This is a genomic window from Companilactobacillus sp. FL22-3 (genome assembly GCF_054881455.1).
Genome location: NZ_JBTYYZ010000003.1, coordinates 58,822 through 82,881, shown reverse-complemented (window position 1 = coordinate 82,881; position 24,060 = coordinate 58,822). Strand labels below are relative to the sequence as shown.

Sequence of the window (24,060 nt, the reverse complement as noted above, 5' to 3'; positions counted from 1 at the left end):
GAACCATGAATTTTTTACTAGTGATAGGGGTCGCAATTATTGAGTTAGCGGTTATCTTTCGAATTAGATTTGTTTATAGTCGGCATCCTGTAGCCGCTATTATGATTGCTATACTGATTATTCTAGGTTTTGTCGGATTATCGTTTTTCATTGCTAATACTTTGATTCGGGCGGCGGTTTTAAGTTGTGCCACGGCTAATTTCTTATTGTTGCTGTATATGTTTAGCTATATGTGGCAATTACAGCGTGATTTTAAAATGGATCAAGCACCAGTGAAAGCTGATTTTTTGGTAGTCTTAGGCAACAAGAGCCTCAATGATCATGTTTCCGATATTTTAGCTTCACGCTTGGATAAGGCTGTCGAATTGTACCGGTCATTGCCAGAAAAACCAACGATTGTCGTCAGTGGCAACCGAAGAGGGGATGAGACTAGTTCAGAAGCAAGTTTGATGGAAAAGTATCTATTGGACGCGGGAGTTTCTGCACAAGCTATCGTTAAAGAGGATAAGTCCAAAAATACTGCTCAAAATCTAAGTTTCTCAGCAATCAAGATCACTCAACTTTGGCACAAGAAAACTCGTCCACAAGTGGTCGTAGTAACAAGCGATTTTCACGTTCCTCGAGTGAGGTCGTACGCTAAGAAAATTGGTCTAAATTTTAGATTTGTTCCAGCCGTGACGGTGAAGCAGCTAAAACGTCCATCGATGTTTCGTGAATTTACCGCCATAGTGTGGTATCATCGTTATTCATTATTTACTATGTTAGGAATAGAAATCGTGTATTCATTAAGTTGGTGCCTATAAGGAGATTCAAATGAGTTTGTACGAAAAATTTGTTGAAAATAAACGTCTGCGAAGATTTGTTTTGTTAATGCTAGTCATTGGAGTAATCTATTTCTTTCGCAATATGATGAGCTTATTTCTGTTGACGTTTATCTTTACGTTCTTGTCAGTTCAATTAGTAAGGGTAGTCCAAAAAAAGTTTCCTAAAGTCAGACCGGTTTGGATCATCACGCCGGTTTACTTGATTATCATTGGTTTATTGATCTTCGTTATTACAAATTACGTACCGCAACTGATTACTCAGACTGGGAAGATGTTTAAATCATTGCAAAAGTTCTATGAAAGTAAAGAAGTGCGTTCGAATCCATACTTGAACGTATTCTACAATTATTTACAACAGATCAATCTTGATAATCAAATCAAAGCTGCTTTGTCGCAAGTAGTGAATTACATTACCAGTGTTGGGGCAGTTGGTTTCAATATTGTTATTTCGTTCTTGTTGAGTTTCTTCTACACTAGTCAAGTACGACAGATCAATGCTTTTGGTCGACAATTTTTAAATAGCAACTATAGCTGGCTTTTCTCCGATTTATTTTATTACGGAAAAAAATTCGTCAATACTTTCGGAGTTGTTTTAGAAGCTCAATTGATGATTGCAATAGTTAATACCCTTTTGACTACGATTACGTTGTTATTCATGAAGATGCCTGGAATCGTGCCATTAGCTGTGATGGTCTTCATCTTGTCATTGATTCCAGTTGCGGGAGTAATCATTTCTTTGATTCCGTTGAGTTTTGTCGCTTATTCTGTAGGCGGTATCCGTTACTTGATTTACATCGTGATCATGATCATTGTGATCCATCTAATTGAGACTTATTTCTTGAATCCCCAATTCATGTCGAGCATGACCCATTTACCAATTTTCTTTACCTTTGTAGTGTTAATAGTCTCCGAAGGATTGATCGGAGCATGGGGTCTAATCGTTGGTATTCCTATCTTTGTCTTCTTCTTAGATATTTTGGGAGTCCATTCGCTCGAACGAAACAATAAGAAACATCGAATAAAATTAAAGAAATCGTTATAATTACGATTAAAATATAGTTGTCATATATAATAAGCTTGAATGAAGTTAACTGACGTAGATGGGAGATTAAAATATGTCATTTTTCGATAGAAAACAGAAAGATAATGATGATAATTATTCTGATCTAAATAATCCTTCGTACCAAGGTCCACAACCGGACCAAAATAATTCTGATCAAACGCAAAATCAATACAACTATGGTGCTGATGGTACGGGGACACGGTTCACACCAAATGATAACAATAATGATTATTTCTTTGGCCAAAATCCGCCACAATACAATCAAGCTCAGCAACCATTTGCTGCTGACCCTAATCAAGGGATGGCAAACGATAATAGTCAATGGCAATATACTGAACAAGATTTACAAAGTACGCTTGACCAAAGTGCTGATTTGAAAGAACAGTTGCGGAGTCAATTATTGGCTGACCGTAGCTATTACAACCATCTTTTACGTAACACTAATAGTGATCAAGTCGAGGATCGTCAACAAGCTACAGAACAGATTGACGCCATCAACAAGTCATTGAAAGAATGGTTCGGTACTGACGAGATGGCTAATGAAGTTTATATTGATGCCAATCGTGCTTATTACCTTTTCACTGATGATCTTGCTGCTAACCCTGATGCTGATACAAGCAAGATGTGGCAACAGATCACGATGACTTTGGCTGCCAAGGGCTTGTTGGTCAATGGTATTTCGGTTACTTATAATGATCAAATCGACCAAACGTGGATGAATTATCAAAATGCTGGGTTTATTGATGGCAATGCTTATCTGCTCAACATGTACAATGATCTGCAAGGACGTAATCTGAATAATCAAGTTACACCTGCTGAAATTCCATTCGACGTCAGTTACCGTGTTCAACACGTGAATGAAAAAGTCGATAAAATTTTGAACGCTAACGATGAATTAATTATGGAAGTGTCACGTGACAGTAATCATCAATTACAAATTATCCGTCACTACAAGGATAACGAATTGATCAGTCGTGATATTTTTGACCTAAACGGTGTCATCTCAGCCACACAATTTTATGACCGTGAGAATGCGAATAAAGTCGTTCGTGAGAACTTCTATCGTCAAAATGGTACATTGGTCTTGATTAAGAGTTATACCGGCAATGAGCCTTATATTCAGTTATTTAGCACCGGTAACGTTTTGATCAACACCTTTGATAATGATGAAGATCTGATTATCTGGTGGTTGAAGAATCAAGCTTTGAAACAAACAGATTCAACAGTCTTCGTTTCAGTAAATTCTGAATATTATCAAAAATTACTCGCACTTAGAGACAGCAATATTGAAGTCATTCCAATCGTGATGAAACAGAGTGAAAATGCCGAAGTTATTTCCGACTTGATCGATGGTAAAGATAAAGTTACCGCAGTTATGGCTGGTAACGATCAAGTTAATACTTATCTCAATAAGAACTCCAAGAATAAACTTGATATTACAACTCTAAAAGAGTTAGATACACCAGTATATAAGGAATAGTTAAAGATAGATCAGATGATTGAAGTGAAATTGTCTGGTCTATTTATTTTGTCGTTTTCGAGTAAATTCGGGTAGAGTCTCTTTTTTTTATTATCGAAATCGTGTAGAATACATAATGTTAATGAAATGAAAAGAGGATCATATAAATGGCAAAATTAGTTTTCATTCGTCACGGACAAAGTGAATGGAATTTATCAAACCAATTTACTGGTTGGGTTGATGTTGACCTTAGTGAAGAAGGCGTAAAGCAAGCTCAAAATGCTGGTAAACTTCTTAAAGAATCTGGCATCGAATTTGACCAAGCTTATACATCAGTATTGACACGTGCTATCAAGACATTGCACTACGCACTTGAAGGCTGTGATCAACTATGGATTCCTGAAACAAAGACATGGAGACTTAACGAACGTCACTATGGCGCACTTCAAGGTCTAAACAAAGCTGAAACAGCTGAAAAATACGGTGATGAACAAGTTCATATCTGGAGACGTTCATACGATACATTGCCTCCACTATTGAAAGCTACTGACGAAGGCTCAGCAGCTAACGATCGTCGTTACGCAAACTTGGACCCAAGAATCATTCCTGGTGGCGAAAACCTTAAAGTTACTTTGGAACGTGTAATTCCATTCTGGGAAGATGAAATCGCTCCTAAGTTGTTAGACAACAAGAACGTTATCATCGCTGCCCATGGTAACTCACTACGTGCTTTGACTAAGTACATCGAAAACATCTCTGATGAAGATATCATGGATGTTGAAATGACTACTGGTGAACCAGTTGTTTATGATTTGGATGACAAGTTGAACGTTGTAAGTAAGAAGAAGCTTAACTAATTTTAATTAGTTGAATATGAAAAGACCTCACAGTGTGTGAGGTCTTTTTTAGGTCGCTTAGATTCCATTAATGCTTGGAAGCCAAACATATTTTGTCCTGATCTTGTGATATAAGAAAATAGCTAGTCATCAACAACTGTAATTCGCTGATGTTTGTGAGCAGGTGTTTGTGAGCAGGTGTTTCAATTTCGTCTAACATTGCACTGGCGAAAGTACTAAACGTTACTGTTGATTTGCCATCAGGATTGGTCATAACTTCATCAGTACCCAAACGGTAAGGATGCTTGTCTCCAGCAACAAACTCGTTTTGAGGCGTCATGACGGTCCAATCGACGTTATCGACCCATTGTAAAAATTGGAGTTCATGGACTTGTTGTGAGGATGCCTGAATCCACGGAGCATCTGCGTATTGTTTTAAAACGGCTGCTAATTGCATTTCTCCTTGATCATCGATCAGTGAACTGGAATCAACGATAGCAATCAAGCGAGGGGCTTTTTTTTCACGGAAGAAACTGACTAATTTGGTCAGCAAATCTAAGTTGAGATAACCTGGTTGTGGAGAAGTTGCATTGACCACCACATCAAATCCTACTAAGTCATCGGCGGTCAAATCCATAGCGTCTTTGACAACCATCTCAGTATCGGGTCCAAACATCTCGGTAGCCTTATCTCGGTTACGTACCACAGCGGTCACTTCATGACCACGACTAAGTGCTTCACGATAAATAACTTGTCCAACATTGCCAGTAGCACCAATAATACCAATTTTCATTTGAAAATCCTTTTTTCACATTATCTTTCACAAAGTAATTGATTCATGCTAAACTTAATCATGAGTAATGAAGCTTAGTGACTAAGCTTACTTGGGAGAGTATAAACTGAGCCACTAAGTTTTACAAGTAAAAGCATTCAACCGGAGGAACGCAAATGACTCAACATGCTTTAGATGAGATGAAAGTTGTGAATGCCGCAACGGAGTTAGCCAAAAAAATAGGCTTTGAGGCCGTAACTTTGACTAAGACGGCAACGGAATTGTCGATTCAACCACAATCAATGTATCGTTATGTAAAGAATACTGATGATCTAAAGTCCAAGGTTTTAGCCAAGAATCTTGAATTGCTTGTTAATCAACTTTATGAACAATTAATTGGCCTGACTGGTGAGCAAGCTTTGGCGTAGTTAATGACCACCGTCGCATTTGGCGAATATACCCAAATTACTCCGCATGATTTTGCTGGGGCAAGTAAATATTTAGACTATCAAGCAGTTCGTGAGCAATATGACCGTCTTTACGATATGATTCCACGCCTATTGAATTCATTGCTCAATGACAAGGATAAAGTTCGTCGGGGGACACAGTTGTTATCCGATTGTATGCTAGGTGAATTGGTGACCTCAAGAAACAATGAGAATGGTGATATTGAGTTACGTCGCCAAGATTTCAATATTAATGTGGCTGAAATTATAACTATGTTACAAGCAAGCTAGTAACAAAACAAATATTATGAAAGGGGATGACAAAATGGCAATGAAAACCCAAAAGATCGTGAAACTTTTGAAACAAAACGGGTTTGTCAAGAAGTCGCAGAATGGGTCGCATCTAAAAATGTATAATCCGAAAACTAATGTGACGCTTCCAGTCCCCATTCATCATGATAAAGAACTTGAACATGGGATTGAAAGTAAAATCTTGAAGCAGGCTGGGATTAAAATAAATTAAATCGGTATAAGTCCGATTGATCGAAAAATTGACTGGTACTGCTGTATAATTAATTTAATAACATTTGGAGTAACTGTATGTGGAAAGCTTTTAAGAGAGCCTTGCTGTATTTTTGGTATGAAATTATTGTTTTAGGTGTGATTTACGAATTTTTGGTCGTATTGCGAGTTTTAAATAAGAATCTCAATGGACCAATGGTTATTTTCGGTTTAGCAATAATTTTTCTCTGCCAGTGGGGGTATTTTTTAAGAAAGCTTCGATAGGAGGACGATATGGCTAGTATTTATGATTTTTCAGAAACAGAAATGAACGGCGTTGAGATTGATTTCAAAAACTATCAAGGTAAAGTCTTGTTGATTGTTAATACTGCCAGTAAGTGTGGCTTTGCTCCTCAATTGACGGCTCTAGAGTCACTTTATCAAAAGTACCATGATCAAGGTTTTGAGGTCTTAGGTCTGCCTTCCAATCAATTTCGGCAAGAGTTGGACACTGACAAAGAGACAAGCGACTTTTGCCAAGTTCATTACGGCGTTACGTTCCCAATGACCAAGCGAATCGATGTCAATGGCGAAACAGCTGACCCATTGTTTAAGTATCTCAAGGACACTCCTGGTCATGGGCGTATCAAATGGAATTTTACAAAATTCTTGATTGGTCGTGATGGCCAACTGATCAGTCGCTTTGCACCAATAACTAAGCCAGAAAAATTTGAAGATGATATTGTTAAAGCTCTGAACGAAAAAGCTTAAATAGGATTTTTTTAAAAGATATTTAGTCTGCAATTCTTAATACAAATAGAGCGGCAACTCGATTTTGAGTTGCCGCTCTATTTGTATTAAACGGGAGAAGTTGTGCTTTTTGTTCTTATGGCTGCAATAATAAAAATAGTTATGTCTATCATCTTCCCGTGAGTAGTCAATTGCAGGTCCATAATGTAGAAACCGTCCATAGCGCCGCTATGTAAGCTGGTTCAATGGGCCCGGATAATCGAGTGAAACCGGCTTTGGAATAAATATGAATCGCAGCTTTGAGATTGTGATGGGTTTCTAAGTAAAGCTGTTTGTAACTTGCTTTCTTAGCAAACTCTTTGATTAGATCGACTAATTGATAACTCAAACGATGACCACGGGCTTTTTTGGCCAAATATAGTTTTTGCAATTCGGCGATAATTTTGGCAGGATCGAATTCAGCACAGCCAGCACCACCAACGACTTGCCGTTGATCATTTACTACGACAAAGTAAGCACATTTAACATCAGCTTTGTAAAATTGACAGAGTGTATCCAGATTTTTATCATAATAAGCTGTTCCAGGAATATCTAAACCCGCAGCTTTTAAATCCGCTTGAAGGATTTGCTTGATGAAAGGATTATCGCTTGGTTGAATCGGACGTATTTTCATAATTGTGACCTCGAATGTTCTTAATAGAAGTTCATTCTAATTGTTCACCAAGGAATCCTCAAGGGTCCAGTTTAAAAGACCAGTGTATTGACCTGCCAGACTGGCAACCTGATTGTTGAATTAATAAGCCAGTATTCTGTGTCCAATCATCTGCGATATCAGTTGTTGTGGCGGTTTGATTGATAGTTGAGTCTTGATCGATCAAAGTTGGCGAAGAGGTCAAGGTTTGAGCAGCCGATGAACTATTAGCCTTATAAACTAAGTCCATATTATTATTCAGTGTCTGCCCATTTAAAAATAATCCGTTCGTGGCAACTTCTAGTTTCCATGGTTCTCTTAAACTAGTAACGTCAAGTTCGAAGTCACTGGTTCTGGAGAGATATTTTTAGTTGTTACCGGTATTGGTCGTTTGAAAGGATAAAGCTGTGGAAACGGTCATGCTTAAGGCTTTATTCTGCTTTGTAACGACGTTATAAGAAATCGTGTTTGAGACCAAACCATTAGTTGGATCGATAGCTTTAACGGTCACTTAGTTAGTTGTACCTATAGCAAAGAGGTTCCAAAAGGCGGTGTCGTCATCCATCAAGCTCCTTAAATCGATTGTTTGATTAAAGCTAGTACCAGTTGCGTTTGATCCCACGGTATACGTTTTCCCATCGACTGTAATTTTATAGACAATATTGGTGCTTGTCGTATCGCTGCCAAAACTGTGATTATCGCTATACTTCAAAGTTGTTGGTAAGTCTAAAACGGCGTTATCTTGTTTATAAAGCAAGTAGATTTCGGAATTACTATTTTGATTGCTTAAATCTAACGTGTAGCTTGGAGTGGCTAGAATTGTGAAAGCAGGACTGTTTGTTGATGAAATTTCATTAGAACCATTGAAAGTGGCGACGGCTTTTGCGACGTTAATGTTACTTGAGGTAGTATTGACAGCTTTGGCATTAATAGTGATAGTAGCCGACTTACCTGCGCTACTGGAAGTACCAATTGCTTTAGCCAAAGTATGTGCCAATTTACCATCTGAAAGTTCACTAGCCGTAATATTTTCAGTTGATCCGTCGCTATAAGTGATGGTAGCGACATTGTTATTACTATCAGGTGTGACAGTTACGTTGGAAGGAATATTGATCTTTGCAGCAATATCTTTCCAGTCTTCATTTACTGATATATATTTCAAATAGTATTTGATTTTCAAACTATCGCCGTTAGCCACCGTTTTATCAGTCGAAGCATCGGTAATAGTCTTATCATTCAAAGTCGTATCGATAATATCGCTATCGGCATCAGCGTAAAGTGAATCAGGAATCGAATCTAGGTCAACTAACTTAGAAGCAACGCTACTAGAACTGCCATTAGCTGCAGTAAAGCCCCAACGAACTTTGCCATCACTGGAATTCAACTTAGTCGTATCAACTGGAATTGAATCTGTAATTATCTTTGTGTCAGAACTAGTTGAAGTGTTATCACTATAGTCCATATTCTTATCATTCAGGGCATAGCTTAGAGTACCCGTAGTACTACCAGAGGGAGCCGGTGTCCAAGTGATCGTAACATGGTGCCATGTAAAATCATTTCCATTTTCATCTTTACCATCAATTAAATAGGCCGATTGAGGATTGACATGGACCATGGCATAGCCCTCTGTCCAAGTAGAATAAGCATTTTTAGTAGCATCATTAGAGGTTAAATCGATGCTTTGATAAGTATTGGCGTAGCCAGGGTAGGCTAAAGCAATGTGTCCCAAAGAACCACCCGCACCAATCTTGAGAGTCCCAGGTAGGTTGACCGAGCTGGGAACCGCTTTACCACCTTGAGTATCATACCCGTCTAGTGAATAGTAGATGGGTAATTTAAGCGAGTCAGCCAAACTAGGTGGATAAGAGATGCCATTATTATTAATTGGCTTATTTGGCGAGTAAAAACTGCTATTAGCGGTATCAAATTCTAGGGCAACACTATTTTGAATGGACGTCTTTTGGATATAGCTAGGATTAGCAGCCGTAGTAGTTATTATTCCTAGTTTAGAAGCGTCATAACCATAAACTCCGAGTCCTTCCAGACCGGCACCTAGAGCACCAATTCCTTTGGAATCATTTTGTAAAACAAAGGCGATTCCTTCACTATTTATCTCTTGACTGCCATCGCCTGAACCAAAGTAAAGCCAAGCAGAAACAGTTTGAGGTTTATTGATATCAAACGAAGCATTATTGGACCAAATTGATCCATAAGTATTCTTTCCGCTTGCCAAAGCAATAATATTCCCATTTGCAGTATTATTGCCGCTTCGATCTAAAATTTGAGCTGAATTAGTAGTATAGATGTCGGTACTATCAGGGACAGTTGGTGCGGTATTGCTCATGAAGCCACCAATTCCGATACCTGTTGGGGCAGTCTTTAAGAAATTCAAGTCGGTAGTGTCGGTCAGAGCAGCAGAAACAGATTGTCCACTTAAAAAGATAATAATAATACTCATGAGTGACCAAATGGCTACCCAGATTTTTCTCTTTTGAATATTTTTCATTATTATTCCCCAGATATCAGAGAAAAAGTTAATAAATTTATTTATTGTTGAACAAATTATAACATTATTTTTTTGGTGAATAACTTATTACTATAAGAAATATTGAAATATTATGACAATCTAAAAAATAAAATCTAAAATGAGGAAAAATTAACTAATAAATTGATGATTTTTAATGTAAAAAAAGAATTTATCAGTTGGCGGATTTATAAAAAGTTGTATGATTATATATAGTAGTAGTTTGAGATAATTTTTTAGGAGGCTCACGATGGAATTTAGTAAAATAGATTTAAATAATTGGACTCGGAAAGAAAGTTTTGAGTATTTTTTGAAACAGGCTTCTGTACACAGTGCAACTCATGAAATTAGGATCGAGCATGTCTTGAACTTCGTCAAAAGTAATCATTATAAGTTTTATCCTTTATTTATTTATTCTGTTCTCCGTGTTATTAATTCAAATTATCTTTACCGATTAGATTTTAATGATCAAGGTGAATTAGGGTTTTACGATAGTAGTGTGGTTGCATATTCGATTTTTGATAACAAGCGGGAACTATTCTCTTACTTGGAAACAGCCGATACTTATACTTTTGCAGAATTTCATCGTAACTATTTGGATGAAGTTGAAAAGTATCGAGACACCGGTAAATTGTTCCCAATGGGTGCTCTCTCAAAGAATGTCGTAAACATTTCTATGGCACCTTGGGCCAGCTTTAATAGTTATAACGTTAATAACATCAATAATAGCCGTACGCTATTACCAAGTGTTTCGGCAAGTACATTCCAAAAGCGTTCTGATGGTATCAAGTTACCAGTAACTTTCCAAATTCATGACGCTGCAGGAGATAGCTATCAAACGGCTCAATTCTTTAATAAGTTACAAGAGATTTTTGATGAACCAGAGGAATTGTAATTCCTGTTAACATTATTTTCAGAACTTTTATTGTTGTCAGAAAATAAGACATTGCATGTTTGCAAGTCTTATTTTTTGTTAACAAAATGGAAAGAAGTATATTTATGAGTCGTAATCGAAAAATACTAATCACTTTTGCACTTGTCTTGTCCAACATGATGGCAGGACTCGATGCAACAATTATCAATACAGCTTTGCCAGCCATAATCAGTGATTTGCATGGTATTCAATATATGGGTTGGATCGTAGCAATATTTCTCTTAGGGATGGCCGTTTCAACACCGTTATGGAGTAAGTTTGGTGAGAAAAAGGGTAATAAAGTGGCCTATATTACCGCAACGATTGTTTTCATGATAGGAGCATTATTCCAAGGATTAGCACCAAATATTATCTGGTTTATTACTGCTCGCAGCGTCATGGGCATTGGTGCTGGAGGGATGAATACAATTCCTTTTATTATTTATTCGCAAATCTTCAAGAATATCAAACGCCGTTCGCAAGTTATTGGAATAGCCTCAGCCGGCTTCAGTGGAACTTCCATCGTAGGTCCGTTGATTGGTGGCTGGATCGTTGATACTTTCAGTTGGCACTGGGTCTTTTATATTAATTTACCTTTGGCTCTCTTGTCGATTACGATTGTAGAGTTATTCTTCAATATCAAGGAGAAACTCAACCAGGCTCAAGTCGATTATCGTGGCGCTATCTTAATGGTTTGGGGATTAACTTCTTTCTTGATAGGGATTCAATTGTTGGGTGTTTCGTCGATTGCGATTACGGTTGGTTTTATCGTTATGGGAGCGTTACTGATCTATTGGATGTCACGAGTAGAGAATAAAGCGGCTGATCCTATCGTTCCTAATCGGCTTTTTAAGAATGAAAAATTAGTTATTGATTTGATTTTGTTTTCATTACTGTGGGGTTCATTTGTGGCCTTCAATATTTATATTCCCATGTGGGCTCAAGGAATAATGGGATTGACAGCTTTAATTGGTGGTATGACACAGATTCCAGGAGCTATTGCCAATTTCATTGGTTCTGAATTAGAACCATTCATGCAAAGAAAGATGAGTCGTTACGTCATAATTACAATTGGAACGTTGGCCTTTTTGATTTCCTTTGCAGGTTTGTCTTGGGCCAGTCAAAGAGCCAGTTATACTTTTTTGCTGATAATGGGTGTCTTTGAAGGCTTTGGAGTTGGAGTCTGTTTTAATGCTTTATTGATTGCAGTTCAATTTGATGTGGAAACACGCGATGTTCCCATTTCAACTTCATTTGCCTACTTAGTCAGGATCTTGAGTCAGACTTTCATGTCTTCAATTTACGGAGTTATCTTGAATTTAGCTTTGATCAAAGGTGTTAAGGCTAGTCATGGCCATATCACCATGTCGATGATGAATAAGTTAAGTAACGCTGCCGTAGCGAAGGATTTGCCACAAGCCTATGTTCCTGAAATGAAACGGATTCTCTTTTCAGGAATTCATAATATTATGTTGACAGCTTTAGTCTTGATTATTTTTGTAATTCTAATTTTGGTTTACCTATTTAGAAGAGAAGCGGTAAAAAAGACGATCCTGAAAGTGGAGTGAGTAATCATTTGACTATGGTGATTGAAGGTGCCATTATCCAGTGTGATTAAGTGATAATTGAAGGTGTAACCTTGACAGCAAAAACTTTATCCAAAGAAAAAATCATAATAGCGGCGAGTGATTTGCTTGCTCAAGATCAAACTGTGACGGCAACTAAGTTAGGCAAAATTCTTCAAACCAGACCGCAGGCAATTTACAATTATTTTTCAGATATAAATGCGATAAAAATCGCCGTAGCAATTAAGTTTTTTCAAAATTTAGCCATTCGTTTGGAAGCTGACTTACGAGAAGAATCAGGGTTAGCAGCGATTAGAATTTTTGCTAATACAGTAGTTCATTATTCTTTGGATAACAGACAATTGTGGAAGTTGACTATGACACTAGACTTGAAGAATGGTGATCAGGCTTTAATAATTAGTTTGGATCAATTAAGTGATATTTTATGGAAAATTTTGAGTTCGCTGATTGCAAGTGAATTCGAACGTTTAGGAGTCTCAAGGCTGATTCGGGATCTAATTATTGGCGAAATTACGCAGAGCAATAATGGCTATCTTGATAATAAAAAGATGTCACAACACGATAGTTTTGATTTAGCGATGAAAATAGTTTTGAGTCATTTGGATGAGCAAAATAATTGAATCGTTTCACAAAACGATTAATAAGCTACAAATACCCTCTGGTTCTAGTTGCAGAATCAGAGGGTATTTGATTTAATGTGTATTTTATTGTTGGTAAATATTTTTCAAACCATTTATATCGCCAAAAGAAAGCTTGGTTATTCCTCGGTCGACCGGATACATGACCGAATTGCTATAGGAACTGTGTGCCAGTCCTAAAGCATGACCTAATTCATGCATCGTGACGGAATCTTTGATGGCTAATTGTGGATAAGTTAAATTGATGCCAGCTTTGGCGCTATTGATCGCATAGTGATTTAATTGCAAAGATGAGGGTCCACCACTACCAAGCTCAACCGTTCCTGACGCAATATTATTGATTTGCTTATGGTAAACGAAGAACGTGATACTGTTTTGGTTAGATTCAGCATTTCCAGGTACTAACTTAACAATACCGGTGTTGTTGTAGGCCGTTATAGCTCGTAAAAATGATTGACGAACACTTTCGGGAACATTTTTATTAAAGTGATAATAATAGATATTCGAAGTTTTCATATCTTTTAATGGTTCCTCAGTTGGCGTGGCAACTTTGCCAACTTGGTTTTCAGTCGTTGTTTCAGTGGTACCACCAAGTTTCGACTCTAAATTAGCTTTGATCAAATAGACATATGGTTGAAAACTGGCACTCGTTTGTTCAATTTCTTTTTTTGCAGTGGGAATAATTTGGGGATTAATTTGAACAATCGCAAAACCAGCGATGAAAATGACCAGCCAAGTAATCCATGAATTTTTTTTCATGTTCTCTCCTTAAAAATTCATTTTCATAATCATAGTTTGTCAGAGCACGATTGTCCACTGAAATATATCAATGGGATTTTTTTTATTATGGAATATATTCGCTCGGGGGAGAACCATGTTACAGAATTAAATTATTGTGCTTTTTGAAACTAGAGTGAGTTAGGGCATTCAGAATTCAGCAATTTTTCAAAGTTTAAATTTGTTTTTTGATAATAAATGAAAATGAAATTATTTATTAAAGATGTTTAACCAGGAGTAATATATTTTCTCGAATTAGTGAGGATGTTAAAATAAGGCTATAGATAGATTTTTATTCAGATTCTTAATCCGTTGATATTACTAGATTTTTAAGATTATAACTTAACAGTTAAAATATTTATTCGAATAAATAATTGACAGGTTAGATGTTTAAACATATAATGTAAGCGTAATCAATCATGATAGATAATTATTTAAAAAGGGAATGAACGTTATGAAAAATCAAACATTGCTTTCGTTGGTAGCACCTACCAGCGGAACACTTCTAACGCTATCAAAAGTTAATGATCCCGTTTTCTCACAAGGGTTGATGGGCCAGGGCTTTGCTATTGAACCTAGTTCTGGTAATATCGTGTCCCCAGTCGATGGTGAGGTTACTTTAGTATCTGAAACCAAGCACGCCTTCGGAATTCATACCGATGATGGGGCGGATATCTTAGTTCATTTGGGTATTGATACAGTTGAATTAAAGGGTGAACCTTTCACAGTTAATATTAAACAAGGTGATAGAGTATCAGCTGGTGATCATATCGTTAAGATGGATCTACAAATGGTTAAAGATGCTGGTAAACAGACAACTGTCATCTTGGCTATCACAAATAGTAAAGATATTTTGCAAAAACTAATGACCACGGGCTTTGATAATGAAGTATTGGCTGGAGACACTGTGGCGGTGGCGTCAATTAATTCAACGTCAGAATCGACTCAACCAGTCAAGACAACGGGTGGTAAATATGACCAATTAGCGACCGAAATAATTAAAAACGTCGGCGGGATTACTAACATCAATAGTTTGATCCACTGTATTACTAGATTACGTTTTTATTTAAAAGATGACGCTAAAGCTAATGATAAAGTGATTGAGAATCTTGATGGAGTTATTTCAGTTGCCAAGGCTGGGGGACAATATCAAGTAGTCATTGGTCAAGCAGTGACTGATGTTTACGACGCTGTGATCGCTCAAATTGGTGAAAAATACACTAATGCTGAAGCAACTGCTCAAGCAGTTGATGAGACGACTAAAGCCGAGCAGCAGAGTGTTTGGGGCAAAGTTAAGCAGGGAGCCAGCAATTTTATTGGTGTCTTGACGGCCTCAATGATTCCCATCATTGGAATTTTAGCAGGTTCTGGTATTTTGAAAGGTATTTTAGCAGCTTTGACGGGCTTTAAGATTCTTTCAACTACTAGTGGTACGTATGTAATTTTAAATGCAGTAGGAGATGCAACCTTTTATTTTCTTCCAATCGTCTTAGGCTTTACTGCTGCGAGAAAGTTGGGCTCAGATCCAATTGTCTTAGCGATTGTGGGTGGGGTTCTTATTTATCCACAGATTGTGTTATTAGCTGGCAAAGCTAGCACGGCTAGTACGAGTTTCTTAGGAATTCCACAACTCTAGTTTCTTATACTTCATCCGTTTTCCCAATAATCGTTGCAGCTTGGTTAGGTAAATACGTGGATAAGTTTTTGAAAAAAATTATTCCAACTTATTTATAGAGTGTCTTTGTACCAATATTAGAAGCTTTGGTTTTAAGTTTAGTCGTCTTGATCGGTATCGGACCTATCATTACGCTCTTGAGTAAAGGACTATCTAATGGCTTATTTTCAATTTATAACTTCAGTCCAACATTATCTGGATTTGTACTTGGCGGCGTCTACCAAACAATGGTTATCTTCGGACTTCACTGGGGACTTATTCCGATCGTTATCAATGATATCGCTACGAACGGACACAGTTATATCAACTCGATTCTTTCGATCACGATGGTAGCGCAAGGTGGAGCTGTTCTAGCAGTGTTCTTGAAGACAAAAGATAAGAAATTGAAAGAAATATCCCTGGCTGCTGCAGTTTGAGCCTTTTGTGGAGTTACCGAACCAGCGCTTTATGGTGTTAATTTGAAGTACAAACGAGTCTTAATTGTGGCTAGTATCGCCAGTGCCATCGGTGGTTCTTTGACTGGATTCTTGCGGGTCGATAATTATGCAATGTCAGGAGCCTTGATTGGATTCCCAGCATTTATCACTCCTGGCGTCGGAATCGGCGGCAATTTCTATGGATATTTGATCTCGCATTACGCAACTTTACTGATCGCAGTAGTTTTGGTCTATCTATTTGGTTATACTGATAAGATGTTAATGAAAAAAGCTGATCCAATGAACGTCGATAATGTTCAAGTTGCGTAATTTAAATGAGATACCGAAAAGATGAAAGCAGAAGAGTATGAGCTTAGTATTTCTGATCACGAGTTCAAAGTGAAAGGGTATTGGCTCGATCAAGTGGCTGACTTCGATATCACGGTTGATTAGCCAGTAGTAGTGATCTGTCCGGGTGGCGGTTTTACTTTTCATTCAGAGCGAGAAGAAAAGCCAGTTGCTCTAAGATTTAATTCATATGGAATGCATGCGGTCGTCTTAGATTATCAATTGATTAGCGATAAGCCAGTTTATCCAACAGCTATTCAAGAATTGGCTAAAACGATCGACTGGATCAATCAACAACCAGCATTATGTCATATTGACAAGCAAAGAATAATCTTAGCTGGTTTCTCTGCCGGAGGACATTTAGTGGCTTGTTATAACGGTATTGCAACGGATAAAATATTGCAGTCAAAATATCAAATCGACCGCTATAACGGCCAACATGCGGCAATCATTTTAGGTTATCCAGTTATCGATATGACGGTCAAAGATAGCTTTCCTGATGACGATAAAGTTTTACGCCAAATTACCCCTGATCAAACATTGTGGAAAGCGCAAAATTTAGTCAATCAAAATTCAAAACCAGCTTTTGTTTGGAAAACGAGAACTGATGAACTAGTGAGTGTGATGAATTCCTTGAGCTATGTGGAAAAGATGGTTCAAATGGGCTTACCAGCTGAATATCATATGTTTGGTTCCGGTATTCATGGCCTAGTTTTGGGAACCTATGTTACACAAAAGCCTGGAAAAGCTAAGTATCTCAATACTTGGACTGCAAAATGGATCGAATTAGCCTTAAATTGGCTCAAAATGATGAAATTGCTCGGATAGTAAAGATAATTAACTTGTAAATGTTAGAAGATACCCTTTGATTCTAGGTTTAGAATCGAAGGGTATTTTTAGCTAAACAAGATGAGAAGATCATTAAACCTGAATAATTCATCTATTATTTAAACTGAAAACGTTTAATATTCCTGAGACGTTGTTTTATTATCTAGTATTGTTATACTGAACTCGTTAACCATAAGGAAGGTGAATATTTATCGTTAATTGACAGCAGTAATATTTCGGCTATTCACAAGGATAGTAGCAATGAGTTCAATTGAAATCAAAGCGAAAGGAAATATTACTCATGAAGTCTAAAAGGGTTTTCGGATCCATTGAATTAAGCATTGCGGCCGTTATTTGGGGAGCGATGTTCGTAGTTGTAAAAGTTGTTGTTGATGAGGTACGTCCAGTTCAATTAGTTTGGCTGGAGTACTTGATCTCATTAGTATTTTTGATTGGTTATTCGGTTTTGAAAGGAGAAAAATGGCATATCAATTGGCCTGATCTAAAGCTGATTTTTTGGATCGGAATCATTGGTAATACTATTTCTCTAGTAGCACAAGAAGCTGGGACTGGTTTATCCAATGCTCAAACTGGTTCAGTCATTACCTCGACTATTCCAGCATTTATGATTATTTTCGGGTGGTTGATTTTGAAAGAGTCACTCGATAAAGTCAAAATCTTTTCTGTTTTGATTGCTATCTTAGGTGTAGTGATGATCGTCGGTTTGAAGATGACCGGCAGCAATGTTGTTTTAGGAGTTTTGTTGCTGTTATTGACGGCGATTACTTGGGCCTTGATGTCAGTCCTAGTTAAGAAAGTAAAGACTTATAGTTCTTTACAAATTACTATTATGTCAACTGTAGTAGCTGTAGTCTGCTTGACACCATTTATTTTGAGTGACATGTCGTCGCTCACAAGTATTAATTTCTTAGAGTCAAAAGTCTTTTTAAGTTTGCTATATATTGGTGCGGTATCAACCGCAATAGCTTACGTAATGTGGAATAAAGGGCTCAAAGTTATTAGCGCCAGTTCTTCAGGTTTGTTCTATTTGATTCAACCAATCGTTGGTTCATTTTTAGGTTGGTTATTATTGGGCGAACAAATCAGTATTGGCTTTGTCATTGGATCAGCAATGATCTTGGCCAGCGTCTGGATCTCAGTTAAGTTCGAAGATACCGCCGAGGCGGCTATTGCTAGCGATGGCATTTAAAAATTGAATATTATTTGGTGAATCCAATCTGGATTCGCCTTTTTTTTTCGTAATTTTTTTCATGATGACAGAGAAGACAATGTTAATAATGATGCTTTTAAAGATAAAAGTCATCGGTGGACAAAGTGTGCAAAAAATTATGACCTTGCTGAGTGATTTTACAAGAGCAGTGGATAAGTGGGAAACTATCGGCAAAATTCCTTTACCAACCATCAACAAAGCTGTAACAAGTGGAAAACTTTCAGCCCAAACGTGGGAAAAAGCCTATCTGGATGTCACAGAGGAGTTAAAACAAGCAAAAAAGTTAAATATTAAGATTTTAAATTATTTAGACACGGCTTATCCACAGCAACTATTGAAACTGAAACATTTTCCGGTGCTTGTTTATGCTAAAGGCAATATCAAATTATTGAATGCCCCTAAACGAGTCGCTATCGTCGGGACCAGAACCCCCAGCACTGCAGCTATCGACACTGAAATACAAATTACTAAGCAGATTTCCCAACTAGGCTATGTCGTAATCAGTGGCTTGGCCAAGGGGTGTGATACTTATGCACACCGCTTTGCTAAAGAGACGATAGCCGTATTAGCACACGGGTTAGATCAATCAACTTATCCAGCTCAAAATGCGACGTTAGCTGCAAGAATTTTGGAACAAGGCGGAACGCTTTTTTCGACTTACCCACTGGGAACCAAGCTAAAGCCAGCTTATTTAGCAGCTCGGGATGAATGGGAGAGTGGTTTAAGTGATGGTGTGATCGTTGTAGAGACCGGGGCCACTGGTGGAACCCAAATTACAATCGATTTTGCCCGTAAATAAGGAAAACCTTTAGGTGTCTTGAGATTTCAACAAGCGCAGGTGGATAACTTTAGAAATGATCCAGTGATTGAAGTTATTTCAAATCGTAAGATGCTGAGTAATTTTCTGAAAAAAATACAAACATAAAAAAAACAATCTCCGCAGAGATTGCTTTTCAAGTGGACTTATTATTCGGCTTGATGAATTGCTTCTAGAATATCATCATTGCTGAAATCGTGTTCCATATATTCTTGGTTTTGAACCGGTAGATGTTGTTCCAAAGTACCGAATACTTGAATTTCAACTGGTCCACTAGCTCCACCAAATTCTAAGACATGTCCTCCAAAGTCGTGTTGATCAGACATGAAGTGATGATGGAAGCCACCAACGACCGCACCATCAAAGATTTCAGGTGAATAATAGCTAAGAAGCGTTCCTTGAACTGATTCACGTAAGAAAATACTTTGATTTTCGGCATTCTTAGCTAAAGTAGCGTAAGGCTTAGTTGATTTTTTGACGGCACGAGTTTTAATATTAGTAAAAGTTCCGTGGACTTTAACTGAGAAGAAGGTGTTACTGCTTGTTAATGAGAGAATTTTTTTGTCCAACTCAACTGGGGACATTGCTTTGGCGTCAAACAAATGGCGGTATTCGGCAAAGTGACTGTTAGCAAAAGGCATTGTAAAGTCGTCCTTGACTACATTGACCTGGCCTGCACTGTCGACTTGATAAGGTACGCCATCTACGATGATCAATTCACCATCTAAACCTTCACCAGTTCCAATTCCCGTATCGCCGTGTTCAAGGAGTTCTTTCATGGTGATGGTGCCGTCTAGCAATCCAGGAACGAGTAGGGCTAATGTTCCGTGTTGATAAAGTGTTTTGGTATTTGTCATATTTATAATTCCTTTCGATTAATTCAATACGTCATCAACTAATTTAGATGCTAGTTGAATATTGTCAGAGTAATCAACTGGAATGTGCAAAATAACTGGTCCCTCAGTCGCAAAAGCTTTTGCTAGCATTGGCTCGAGATCTTCTGTTCGTTTGACACGCATACCAGTGGCCCCAAAGCTTTCGGCATATTTAACGAAGTCAACTGATCCTAATTGAACACCGGCATCGTGGCCGTATTTAGCAATTTCTTGGAAACGAACCATGTCGTAATAACCATCGTCCCAGATCAATTGCACGATATTGAGGTGCAGACGAACAGCGGTTTCTAGTTCTTGACCAGAGAAGAGGAAGCCACCGTCACCAGCAACGGAGACAACTGGTTGTTCAGGGCGTTCCAAAGCAGCGGCAATTGCCCAAGGAAGTGCTACACCCAAGGTTTGCATACCATTACTGAAGAGCAAATGTCTTGGCTTATAGCTTCTAAAGTGACGAGCCATCCAAATATAGAGTGAACCAACATCGACGGTGACAGTAGTATCATCATTAACTTGGTTTTGGAGGGCGTGAATAATCGCTAAGGGATGGATTCCATTTTTATCAGAATGATTTGCTGGAATGGCATCTTTTTTCGTGAATTTTTCTTGTTGTTCAGCGAGATGTTGATGCATATCTGCACCTAAATCAATATCACTTGGCAAGGCTTCGCTGATTTCATCGAGTGTCTTGGCAATATCTGCTTGGATGATGAGGTCAGGTTGATAATCGTTAGTGATTTCAGGTGCGATACTATCGAGATTAATGATTTCGCCAGAACGGCCAACGTTCCAATTTCTAGCTTCATATTCGATTGGATCATATCCTACAGCAATGATGAGGTCACTTTCTTTGAGGATCGTATCACCAATTTGATTTCTGAATAGACCAACTCGTCCGTAGTAATTTTTCTCTAAGTCACGGGAAATAACCCCGGCACCTTGGAAAGTTTCTACGACAGGAATGGAGAACTTGTGCAAGAATTTATGAATTTTATGAGTAACTTCATTGGTCGAAGAACGCATACCAGCCAAAATAATTGGTAATTTAGCCTGCTTAATTTTTTCGACGATTTGATTGACAGTTTCTTGATCAGCACCACCTTGAGTAATTGGCGACAGGGTGTTGATGTTTTTTCGACTGACTGAATCATTCAAGACATCTTGAGGGATGGAAAGAAAAGTTGCTCCAGCTTTCGGTGCCATGGCTGTTTGGTAAACGTTTGCAAAGGACTCAGACAAATTATTGGCATCCTGAACTTCCACACTATCCTTGGTAGCAGCGGATAAAAGCTCTTTACTTGAGATACTTTGGTGCGTTAATCTAGCAATATCGTTACGTGGAACTTGTCCACCAAGTGCGACAACGGGATCTCCTTCTGATGTAGCAGTGATCAGACCAGTGGCTAAATTAGAGACGCCAGGTCCAGAAGTAGTAGCGACGATACCAGGTTTACCAGTCAAACGACCGATTCCGGCAGCGATGAAGGATGCGTTTTGTTCGTGACGAGTGATGATCAGTTTAGGAGTTTTAGGGTCATCACCGTGTTCTAAAGATTCGAAGAGTTGATCGATTTTGGCTCCAGGCAAGCCAAAAACATACTTGACACCTTGATTGATCATGGTTTCAATTAAGGCTTGGGCACCATTAGATTGTTCTGTCATTATTTCTAACCTCTTTTTTTAGTGTGTGTTCTATAATTATTAATAAAGTTAAAATAAAACATTCGTGTTGATTTGTCAACACAGAAAACTTTTCATCGGAGTGAAAATAAATGAAAAACATTGGTTATTTAGCACAAGATATTTCTATTTTACATAGACAATATTACAAGGATACTAGGGAGAAATTCAACGAAATCAACCTGAATCCGACGGCAGCTTGTATTTTATTATCAATCGGCGATTATGAAAATATTAGTCAAAACCAAGTAGCCCGCTCATTGGTGATCGATAAAGGCTTGGCGACACGTGAGATCAATAAAATGGAAAAGCTAAACTATCTAACCAAATCTGATGGGGCAGGTAAGACTAAGATCTTGAATCTGACCACGGAAGGTCAAAAAGTGATCGATAAAGTTCAAGCTATCCGCAGTCAGTGGTGGGAAGAGCGTTTTGCCAAGTCCGGTATCAGTCCTGATAGCCCCTTAGTTTCTTCGATTGAGGCCGTTGTTGGTACAATTGTTGATCCGATGGATGAGTAACTAGAAAATTATAATTAGCTTTTAAAGCAGAATATCCCGTGATTCTAAATGTATAGAATCACGGGATATTTAGTTTGGAATAAAAATTTAAAAGTTCGTAATTATTATTGGACCGTCTTTTCCATTTCAGAAATCGGTAATTGTTCGATGCGAATCATCTTTGTGATATTTCTAGGCAGAATCTGTTTTAAATCATTTCGCAAGTTTAAAACGACCATTGAGTGATCATAGTCATTGATATTAATGATTTTGATCAAGTCGTTTAATTGCAAGTCGATATTGTTGAGTATTTTGAAAAGATAATCGTCTTCAGTGAAATTAACGATTTTGAAAGTGAGACCTGAAACATCTTGGTTAGCTAATAGTGACAATTTAGTATATTCAGGAATCGGATAATTGATGGGGATGACATTGCCATGCGGACAAGTCTTAGGGTAAGCCATGTAGACGTTCAAGCGGTCGATCAAAAGCAAGTCAGGGTGGTCAGATAATTTAGTTGCTTTCTCATAAACGTCACTCAAAGGGATGTCTAACTTTTTATAGAGCCAAGTTTCTAGCAAACGATGCTGCTGAACTAATGGAATTACTGCATTTAAGCCCTTTTTGGTTAGTTTGGTTCCGTAATATTTTGTATATTTAACCAGCCCTAACTTGGCTAAATGTTGAGTCCGGTCAGAGATAGAAGCTTTGCTGACATTGGCCTTGATGGCTAAATCGATGTTATTAACGTTTTGAAAACTGCCACCTAGTTCAAAGATAAGTCTTAAAAAATTCAGGTCGTTCAAGATTATTCACCACTTCTTTTAATATAGTTGCTGTTGGACTATTTCGGATATCGTAGAAAGATTCGGTCATTGGTCAGCAAGACGTTAGTAAAAATTCGTGAATACATACCGATCAAGACTTCCGAAGTGATCCAGTTATTTGCTTGAATAGATTGATGCTGAATGTTGTCTAAATTTTCCATTTGTTTTTTGTTGTCCATAATTAACCCTCACTTTAGATCTTTTTTTGATTAAAATTTAGCCTGGACTAATAATACCGATTAAAAATTCACCTAATATGCCTATATATTCATAATGTATGAATAAATATAAATAAAAAAATACAGCATTGAAGCTAGGCAAAGGTTTTAACGTTTTTAATATAGCACAGATATTTTGAATAAAATAGTTAAGTGTGGGGTAAAACTTATGTTTTATATCTCATGATTCTTTAATTAGAGCCTTAACGACGGGCAAGTAAACGGTTTCGGTGATTTTTTGACAATTGGTATCAATTTGAATTCTTTTGTTAGGTAGACTTAAAAAGTAGTTTACATCACGTTAATTTGGAGTAAAATGAATTTTGAAAAGCGAGATGAAAGCAAGCTCGTTTTACAGAAAACAGATTGGAGGACGGAACAATGTCGAAGCAAAATAACACTTTCGAACGAATTCTCGTTGGTGTCGATGATTCTGATGATGCTCAATTAGCATTTAGATATGCCATGCATCGTTGCATCAAAGATAATTCCACTTTAATCATTACTTCTATTCTTGAAGATAATGAAATGAACGTCTATCAAGCATTAACGAAGGACTATGTTCATGGTGAACGGAGCGAATTAGAGAACCATTTGAAAGAATATCGTCAAGTTGCATTAGACGCCGGCGTTAAGAAAGTTGAACTTATGGTTGGTGAAGGAGACCCTGGTGAGACGATCGTAAAAGATATTATCCCAGCTTCTGGAGCAGACCTTTTGGTTGTTGGATCACTTTCTAAAAAGGGAATTAGAAAGTATTTCGGATCACAAGCAGCCTATATGGCGAAGTATTCACCAATTTCGGTAATGATCATTCGCTAATATTTATTAAGAAATTATTTAAAGG

At 37.6% G+C, this 24,060-nt stretch carries 26 protein-coding genes and 1 pseudogene; 17 read left to right on the top strand and 10 right to left on the bottom strand.

The features are described 5' to 3' along the window. Positions 1-5 precede the first annotated feature (5 nt). From ACYT32_RS03760 to ACYT32_RS03745, 4 genes are all read left to right on the top strand, one after another. A complete protein-coding gene (locus ACYT32_RS03760; RefSeq protein WP_395264649.1) occupies positions 6-803 on the top strand; it encodes a YdcF family protein in 798 nt (265 codons plus the stop codon). 10 nt (positions 804-813) lie between these two features. Further along, positions 814-1,866 carry an AI-2E family transporter gene (locus tag ACYT32_RS03755; RefSeq protein WP_395264650.1) on the top strand — a complete coding sequence of 351 codons (1,053 nt, stop codon included), beginning with the start codon at positions 814-816 and terminating at the stop codon, positions 1,864-1,866. A 73-nt stretch (positions 1,867-1,939) separates the two neighbouring features. Next, positions 1,940-3,367, top strand: coding sequence for a hypothetical protein (locus tag ACYT32_RS03750; RefSeq protein ID WP_395264651.1), 1,428 nt, complete (start codon positions 1,940-1,942; stop codon positions 3,365-3,367). Between the two features lie 146 nt (positions 3,368-3,513). Further along, a complete protein-coding gene (locus ACYT32_RS03745) occupies positions 3,514-4,203 on the top strand; it encodes a 2,3-diphosphoglycerate-dependent phosphoglycerate mutase (protein WP_395264652.1) in 690 nt (229 codons plus the stop codon). A 67-nt stretch (positions 4,204-4,270) separates the two neighbouring features. Here the strand turns inward: ACYT32_RS03745 and ACYT32_RS03740 are convergent, their stop codons facing one another. Continuing rightward, positions 4,271-4,975 (bottom strand): NAD(P)-dependent oxidoreductase, encoded by a 705-nt coding sequence (locus ACYT32_RS03740; RefSeq protein WP_395264653.1) that lies wholly within the window; start codon positions 4,973-4,975, stop codon positions 4,271-4,273. Positions 4,976-5,130: 155 nt separating this feature from the next. Here ACYT32_RS03740 and ACYT32_RS03735 point away from each other — a divergent pair, with 155 nt between their 5' ends. The 4 genes from ACYT32_RS03735 (at position 5,131) to ACYT32_RS03720 (ending at position 6,672) form a co-directional block, all read left to right on the top strand. Continuing rightward, positions 5,131-5,382: a TetR/AcrR family transcriptional regulator gene (locus tag ACYT32_RS03735; RefSeq protein WP_395264654.1), complete on the top strand. Its 252-nt coding sequence runs from the start codon at positions 5,131-5,133 to the stop codon at positions 5,380-5,382. A gap of 3 nt (positions 5,383-5,385) precedes the next feature. Beyond that, positions 5,386-5,691, top strand: coding sequence for a hypothetical protein (locus ACYT32_RS03730; protein ID WP_395264655.1), 306 nt, complete (start codon positions 5,386-5,388; stop codon positions 5,689-5,691). Positions 5,692-5,725: 34 nt separating this feature from the next. Then, positions 5,726-5,923 (top strand): type II toxin-antitoxin system HicA family toxin, encoded by a 198-nt coding sequence (locus ACYT32_RS03725; protein ID WP_395264656.1) that lies wholly within the window; start codon positions 5,726-5,728, stop codon positions 5,921-5,923. 272 nt (positions 5,924-6,195) lie between these two features. Further along, complete coding sequence (locus tag ACYT32_RS03720; protein ID WP_395264657.1) at positions 6,196-6,672, top strand: glutathione peroxidase; 477 nt, start codon at positions 6,196-6,198, stop codon at positions 6,670-6,672. A 166-nt stretch (positions 6,673-6,838) separates the two neighbouring features. On the opposite strand, the gene ACYT32_RS03715 is transcribed toward ACYT32_RS03720, so the two are convergent. The 4 genes from ACYT32_RS03715 to ACYT32_RS03700 all read right to left on the bottom strand — a co-directional run bounded on the left by ACYT32_RS03715 (position 6,839) and on the right by ACYT32_RS03700 (position 9,848). Beyond that, the gene (locus ACYT32_RS03715) at positions 6,839-7,324 is read right to left on the bottom strand and encodes a GNAT family N-acetyltransferase (RefSeq protein WP_395264658.1); all 486 of its coding nucleotides are present in this window, start codon (positions 7,322-7,324) and stop codon (positions 6,839-6,841) included. 58 nt (positions 7,325-7,382) lie between these two features. Next, positions 7,383-7,592, bottom strand: coding sequence for a hypothetical protein (locus ACYT32_RS03710; protein WP_395264659.1), 210 nt, complete (start codon positions 7,590-7,592; stop codon positions 7,383-7,385). A gap of 117 nt (positions 7,593-7,709) precedes the next feature. Further along, positions 7,710-7,853, bottom strand: a complete 144-nt coding sequence (locus ACYT32_RS03705) for a hypothetical protein (protein WP_395264660.1) — start codon at positions 7,851-7,853, stop codon at positions 7,710-7,712. Beyond that, positions 7,854-9,848 (bottom strand): L-type lectin family protein, encoded by a 1,995-nt coding sequence (locus tag ACYT32_RS03700; protein ID WP_395264661.1) that lies wholly within the window; start codon positions 9,846-9,848, stop codon positions 7,854-7,856. It abuts the gene before it with no gap. A 268-nt stretch (positions 9,849-10,116) separates the two neighbouring features. On the opposite strand from ACYT32_RS03700, the gene ACYT32_RS03695 reads away from it, so the two are divergent. From ACYT32_RS03695 to ACYT32_RS03685, 3 genes are all read left to right on the top strand, one after another. Next, entirely contained in the window at positions 10,117-10,761 is a 645-nt protein-coding gene (locus ACYT32_RS03695; protein ID WP_395264662.1) for a CatA-like O-acetyltransferase, read from the top strand. Between the two features lie 104 nt (positions 10,762-10,865). Next, positions 10,866-12,347 carry an MFS transporter gene (locus ACYT32_RS03690; protein ID WP_395264663.1) on the top strand — a complete coding sequence of 494 codons (1,482 nt, stop codon included), beginning with the start codon at positions 10,866-10,868 and terminating at the stop codon, positions 12,345-12,347. 71 nt (positions 12,348-12,418) lie between these two features. Continuing rightward, positions 12,419-12,985, top strand: coding sequence for a TetR/AcrR family transcriptional regulator (locus ACYT32_RS03685; protein WP_461793363.1), 567 nt, complete (start codon positions 12,419-12,421; stop codon positions 12,983-12,985). Between the two features lie 84 nt (positions 12,986-13,069). Here ACYT32_RS03685 and ACYT32_RS03680 read toward each other — a convergent pair whose 3' ends face one another. Beyond that, a complete protein-coding gene (locus tag ACYT32_RS03680) occupies positions 13,070-13,762 on the bottom strand; it encodes a M57 family metalloprotease (protein ID WP_395264665.1) in 693 nt (230 codons plus the stop codon). A 463-nt stretch (positions 13,763-14,225) separates the two neighbouring features. On the opposite strand from ACYT32_RS03680, the pseudogene ACYT32_RS03675 reads away from it, so the two are divergent. The 4 genes and pseudogenes from ACYT32_RS03675 (at position 14,226) to ACYT32_RS03660 (ending at position 19,077) form a co-directional block, all read left to right on the top strand. Next, a pseudogene (locus ACYT32_RS03675) lies at positions 14,226-16,201 on the top strand (glucose PTS transporter subunit IIA). 132 nt (positions 16,202-16,333) lie between these two features. Further along, positions 16,334-17,047 carry an alpha/beta hydrolase gene (locus ACYT32_RS03670; RefSeq protein ID WP_395264667.1) on the top strand — a complete coding sequence of 238 codons (714 nt, stop codon included), beginning with the start codon at positions 16,334-16,336 and terminating at the stop codon, positions 17,045-17,047. 301 nt (positions 17,048-17,348) lie between these two features. After that, positions 17,349-18,257: a DMT family transporter gene (locus tag ACYT32_RS03665; protein WP_395264668.1), complete on the top strand. Its 909-nt coding sequence runs from the start codon at positions 17,349-17,351 to the stop codon at positions 18,255-18,257. Positions 18,258-18,384: 127 nt separating this feature from the next. Next, positions 18,385-19,077, top strand: a complete 693-nt coding sequence (locus ACYT32_RS03660; protein WP_395264669.1) for a DNA-processing protein DprA — start codon at positions 18,385-18,387, stop codon at positions 19,075-19,077. A 167-nt stretch (positions 19,078-19,244) separates the two neighbouring features. Here the strand turns inward: ACYT32_RS03660 and budA are convergent, their stop codons facing one another. Both budA and alsS read right to left on the bottom strand, forming a co-directional pair. Then, on the bottom strand, positions 19,245-19,952 hold the full coding sequence (budA, locus tag ACYT32_RS03655) for an acetolactate decarboxylase (protein ID WP_395264670.1): 708 nt from the start codon (positions 19,950-19,952) through the stop codon (positions 19,245-19,247). An 18-nt stretch (positions 19,953-19,970) separates the two neighbouring features. Next, entirely contained in the window at positions 19,971-21,650 is a 1,680-nt protein-coding gene (gene alsS / locus ACYT32_RS03650) for an acetolactate synthase AlsS (RefSeq protein WP_395264672.1), read from the bottom strand. A 110-nt stretch (positions 21,651-21,760) separates the two neighbouring features. On the opposite strand from alsS, the gene ACYT32_RS03645 reads away from it, so the two are divergent. Then, positions 21,761-22,189 carry a MarR family winged helix-turn-helix transcriptional regulator gene (locus ACYT32_RS03645; RefSeq protein ID WP_395264674.1) on the top strand — a complete coding sequence of 143 codons (429 nt, stop codon included), beginning with the start codon at positions 21,761-21,763 and terminating at the stop codon, positions 22,187-22,189. 104 nt (positions 22,190-22,293) lie between these two features. On the opposite strand, the gene ACYT32_RS03640 is transcribed toward ACYT32_RS03645, so the two are convergent. Both ACYT32_RS03640 and ACYT32_RS03635 read right to left on the bottom strand, forming a co-directional pair. Continuing rightward, positions 22,294-22,974 carry a metal-dependent transcriptional regulator gene (locus ACYT32_RS03640; RefSeq protein WP_395264675.1) on the bottom strand — a complete coding sequence of 227 codons (681 nt, stop codon included), beginning with the start codon at positions 22,972-22,974 and terminating at the stop codon, positions 22,294-22,296. Between the two features lie 38 nt (positions 22,975-23,012). Beyond that, on the bottom strand, positions 23,013-23,174 hold the full coding sequence (locus ACYT32_RS03635) for a hypothetical protein (RefSeq protein ID WP_395264676.1): 162 nt from the start codon (positions 23,172-23,174) through the stop codon (positions 23,013-23,015). Positions 23,175-23,594: 420 nt separating this feature from the next. Here ACYT32_RS03635 and ACYT32_RS03630 point away from each other — a divergent pair, with 420 nt between their 5' ends. Further along, positions 23,595-24,035, top strand: a complete 441-nt coding sequence (locus ACYT32_RS03630; RefSeq protein WP_395264677.1) for a universal stress protein — start codon at positions 23,595-23,597, stop codon at positions 24,033-24,035. The last annotated feature ends 25 nt before the right edge of the window (positions 24,036-24,060 follow it).

Excerpts from the sequence above, each read along its gene's own strand:
- ACYT32_RS03665 (WP_395264668.1), top strand. The coding sequence starts at position 17,349 with ATGAAGTCTAAAAGGGTTTTCGGATCCATTGAATTAAGCATTGCGGCC.
- ACYT32_RS03690 (WP_395264663.1), top strand. The coding sequence starts at position 10,866 with ATGAGTCGTAATCGAAAAATACTAATCACTTTTGCACTTGTCTTGTCC.
- ACYT32_RS03715 (WP_395264658.1), bottom strand. The coding sequence starts at position 7,324 with ATGAAAATACGTCCGATTCAACCAAGCGATAATCCTTTCATCAAGCAA.
- ACYT32_RS03725 (WP_395264656.1), top strand. The coding sequence starts at position 5,726 with ATGGCAATGAAAACCCAAAAGATCGTGAAACTTTTGAAACAAAACGGG.
- ACYT32_RS03680 (WP_395264665.1), bottom strand. The coding sequence starts at position 13,762 with ATGAAAAAAAATTCATGGATTACTTGGCTGGTCATTTTCATCGCTGGT.
- ACYT32_RS03750 (WP_395264651.1), top strand. The coding sequence starts at position 1,940 with ATGTCATTTTTCGATAGAAAACAGAAAGATAATGATGATAATTATTCT.
- ACYT32_RS03720 (WP_395264657.1), top strand. The coding sequence starts at position 6,196 with ATGGCTAGTATTTATGATTTTTCAGAAACAGAAATGAACGGCGTTGAG.
- ACYT32_RS03695 (WP_395264662.1), top strand. The coding sequence starts at position 10,117 with ATGGAATTTAGTAAAATAGATTTAAATAATTGGACTCGGAAAGAAAGT.
- ACYT32_RS03735 (WP_395264654.1), top strand. The coding sequence starts at position 5,131 with ATGACTCAACATGCTTTAGATGAGATGAAAGTTGTGAATGCCGCAACG.
- ACYT32_RS03760 (WP_395264649.1), top strand. The coding sequence starts at position 6 with ATGAATTTTTTACTAGTGATAGGGGTCGCAATTATTGAGTTAGCGGTT.
- ACYT32_RS03700 (WP_395264661.1), bottom strand. The coding sequence starts at position 9,848 with ATGAAAAATATTCAAAAGAGAAAAATCTGGGTAGCCATTTGGTCACTC.
- budA (WP_395264670.1), bottom strand. The coding sequence starts at position 19,952 with ATGACAAATACCAAAACACTTTATCAACACGGAACATTAGCCCTACTC.
- ACYT32_RS03740 (WP_395264653.1), bottom strand. The coding sequence starts at position 4,975 with ATGAAAATTGGTATTATTGGTGCTACTGGCAATGTTGGACAAGTTATT.
- ACYT32_RS03745 (WP_395264652.1), top strand. The coding sequence starts at position 3,514 with ATGGCAAAATTAGTTTTCATTCGTCACGGACAAAGTGAATGGAATTTA.
- alsS (WP_395264672.1), bottom strand. The coding sequence starts at position 21,650 with ATGACAGAACAATCTAATGGTGCCCAAGCCTTAATTGAAACCATGATC.
- ACYT32_RS03645 (WP_395264674.1), top strand. The coding sequence starts at position 21,761 with ATGAAAAACATTGGTTATTTAGCACAAGATATTTCTATTTTACATAGA.
- ACYT32_RS03710 (WP_395264659.1), bottom strand. The coding sequence starts at position 7,592 with ATGGACTTAGTTTATAAGGCTAATAGTTCATCGGCTGCTCAAACCTTG.
- ACYT32_RS03635 (WP_395264676.1), bottom strand. The coding sequence starts at position 23,174 with ATGGACAACAAAAAACAAATGGAAAATTTAGACAACATTCAGCATCAA.
- ACYT32_RS03730 (WP_395264655.1), top strand. The coding sequence starts at position 5,386 with ATGACCACCGTCGCATTTGGCGAATATACCCAAATTACTCCGCATGAT.
- ACYT32_RS03755 (WP_395264650.1), top strand. The coding sequence starts at position 814 with ATGAGTTTGTACGAAAAATTTGTTGAAAATAAACGTCTGCGAAGATTT.
- ACYT32_RS03630 (WP_395264677.1), top strand. The coding sequence starts at position 23,595 with ATGTCGAAGCAAAATAACACTTTCGAACGAATTCTCGTTGGTGTCGAT.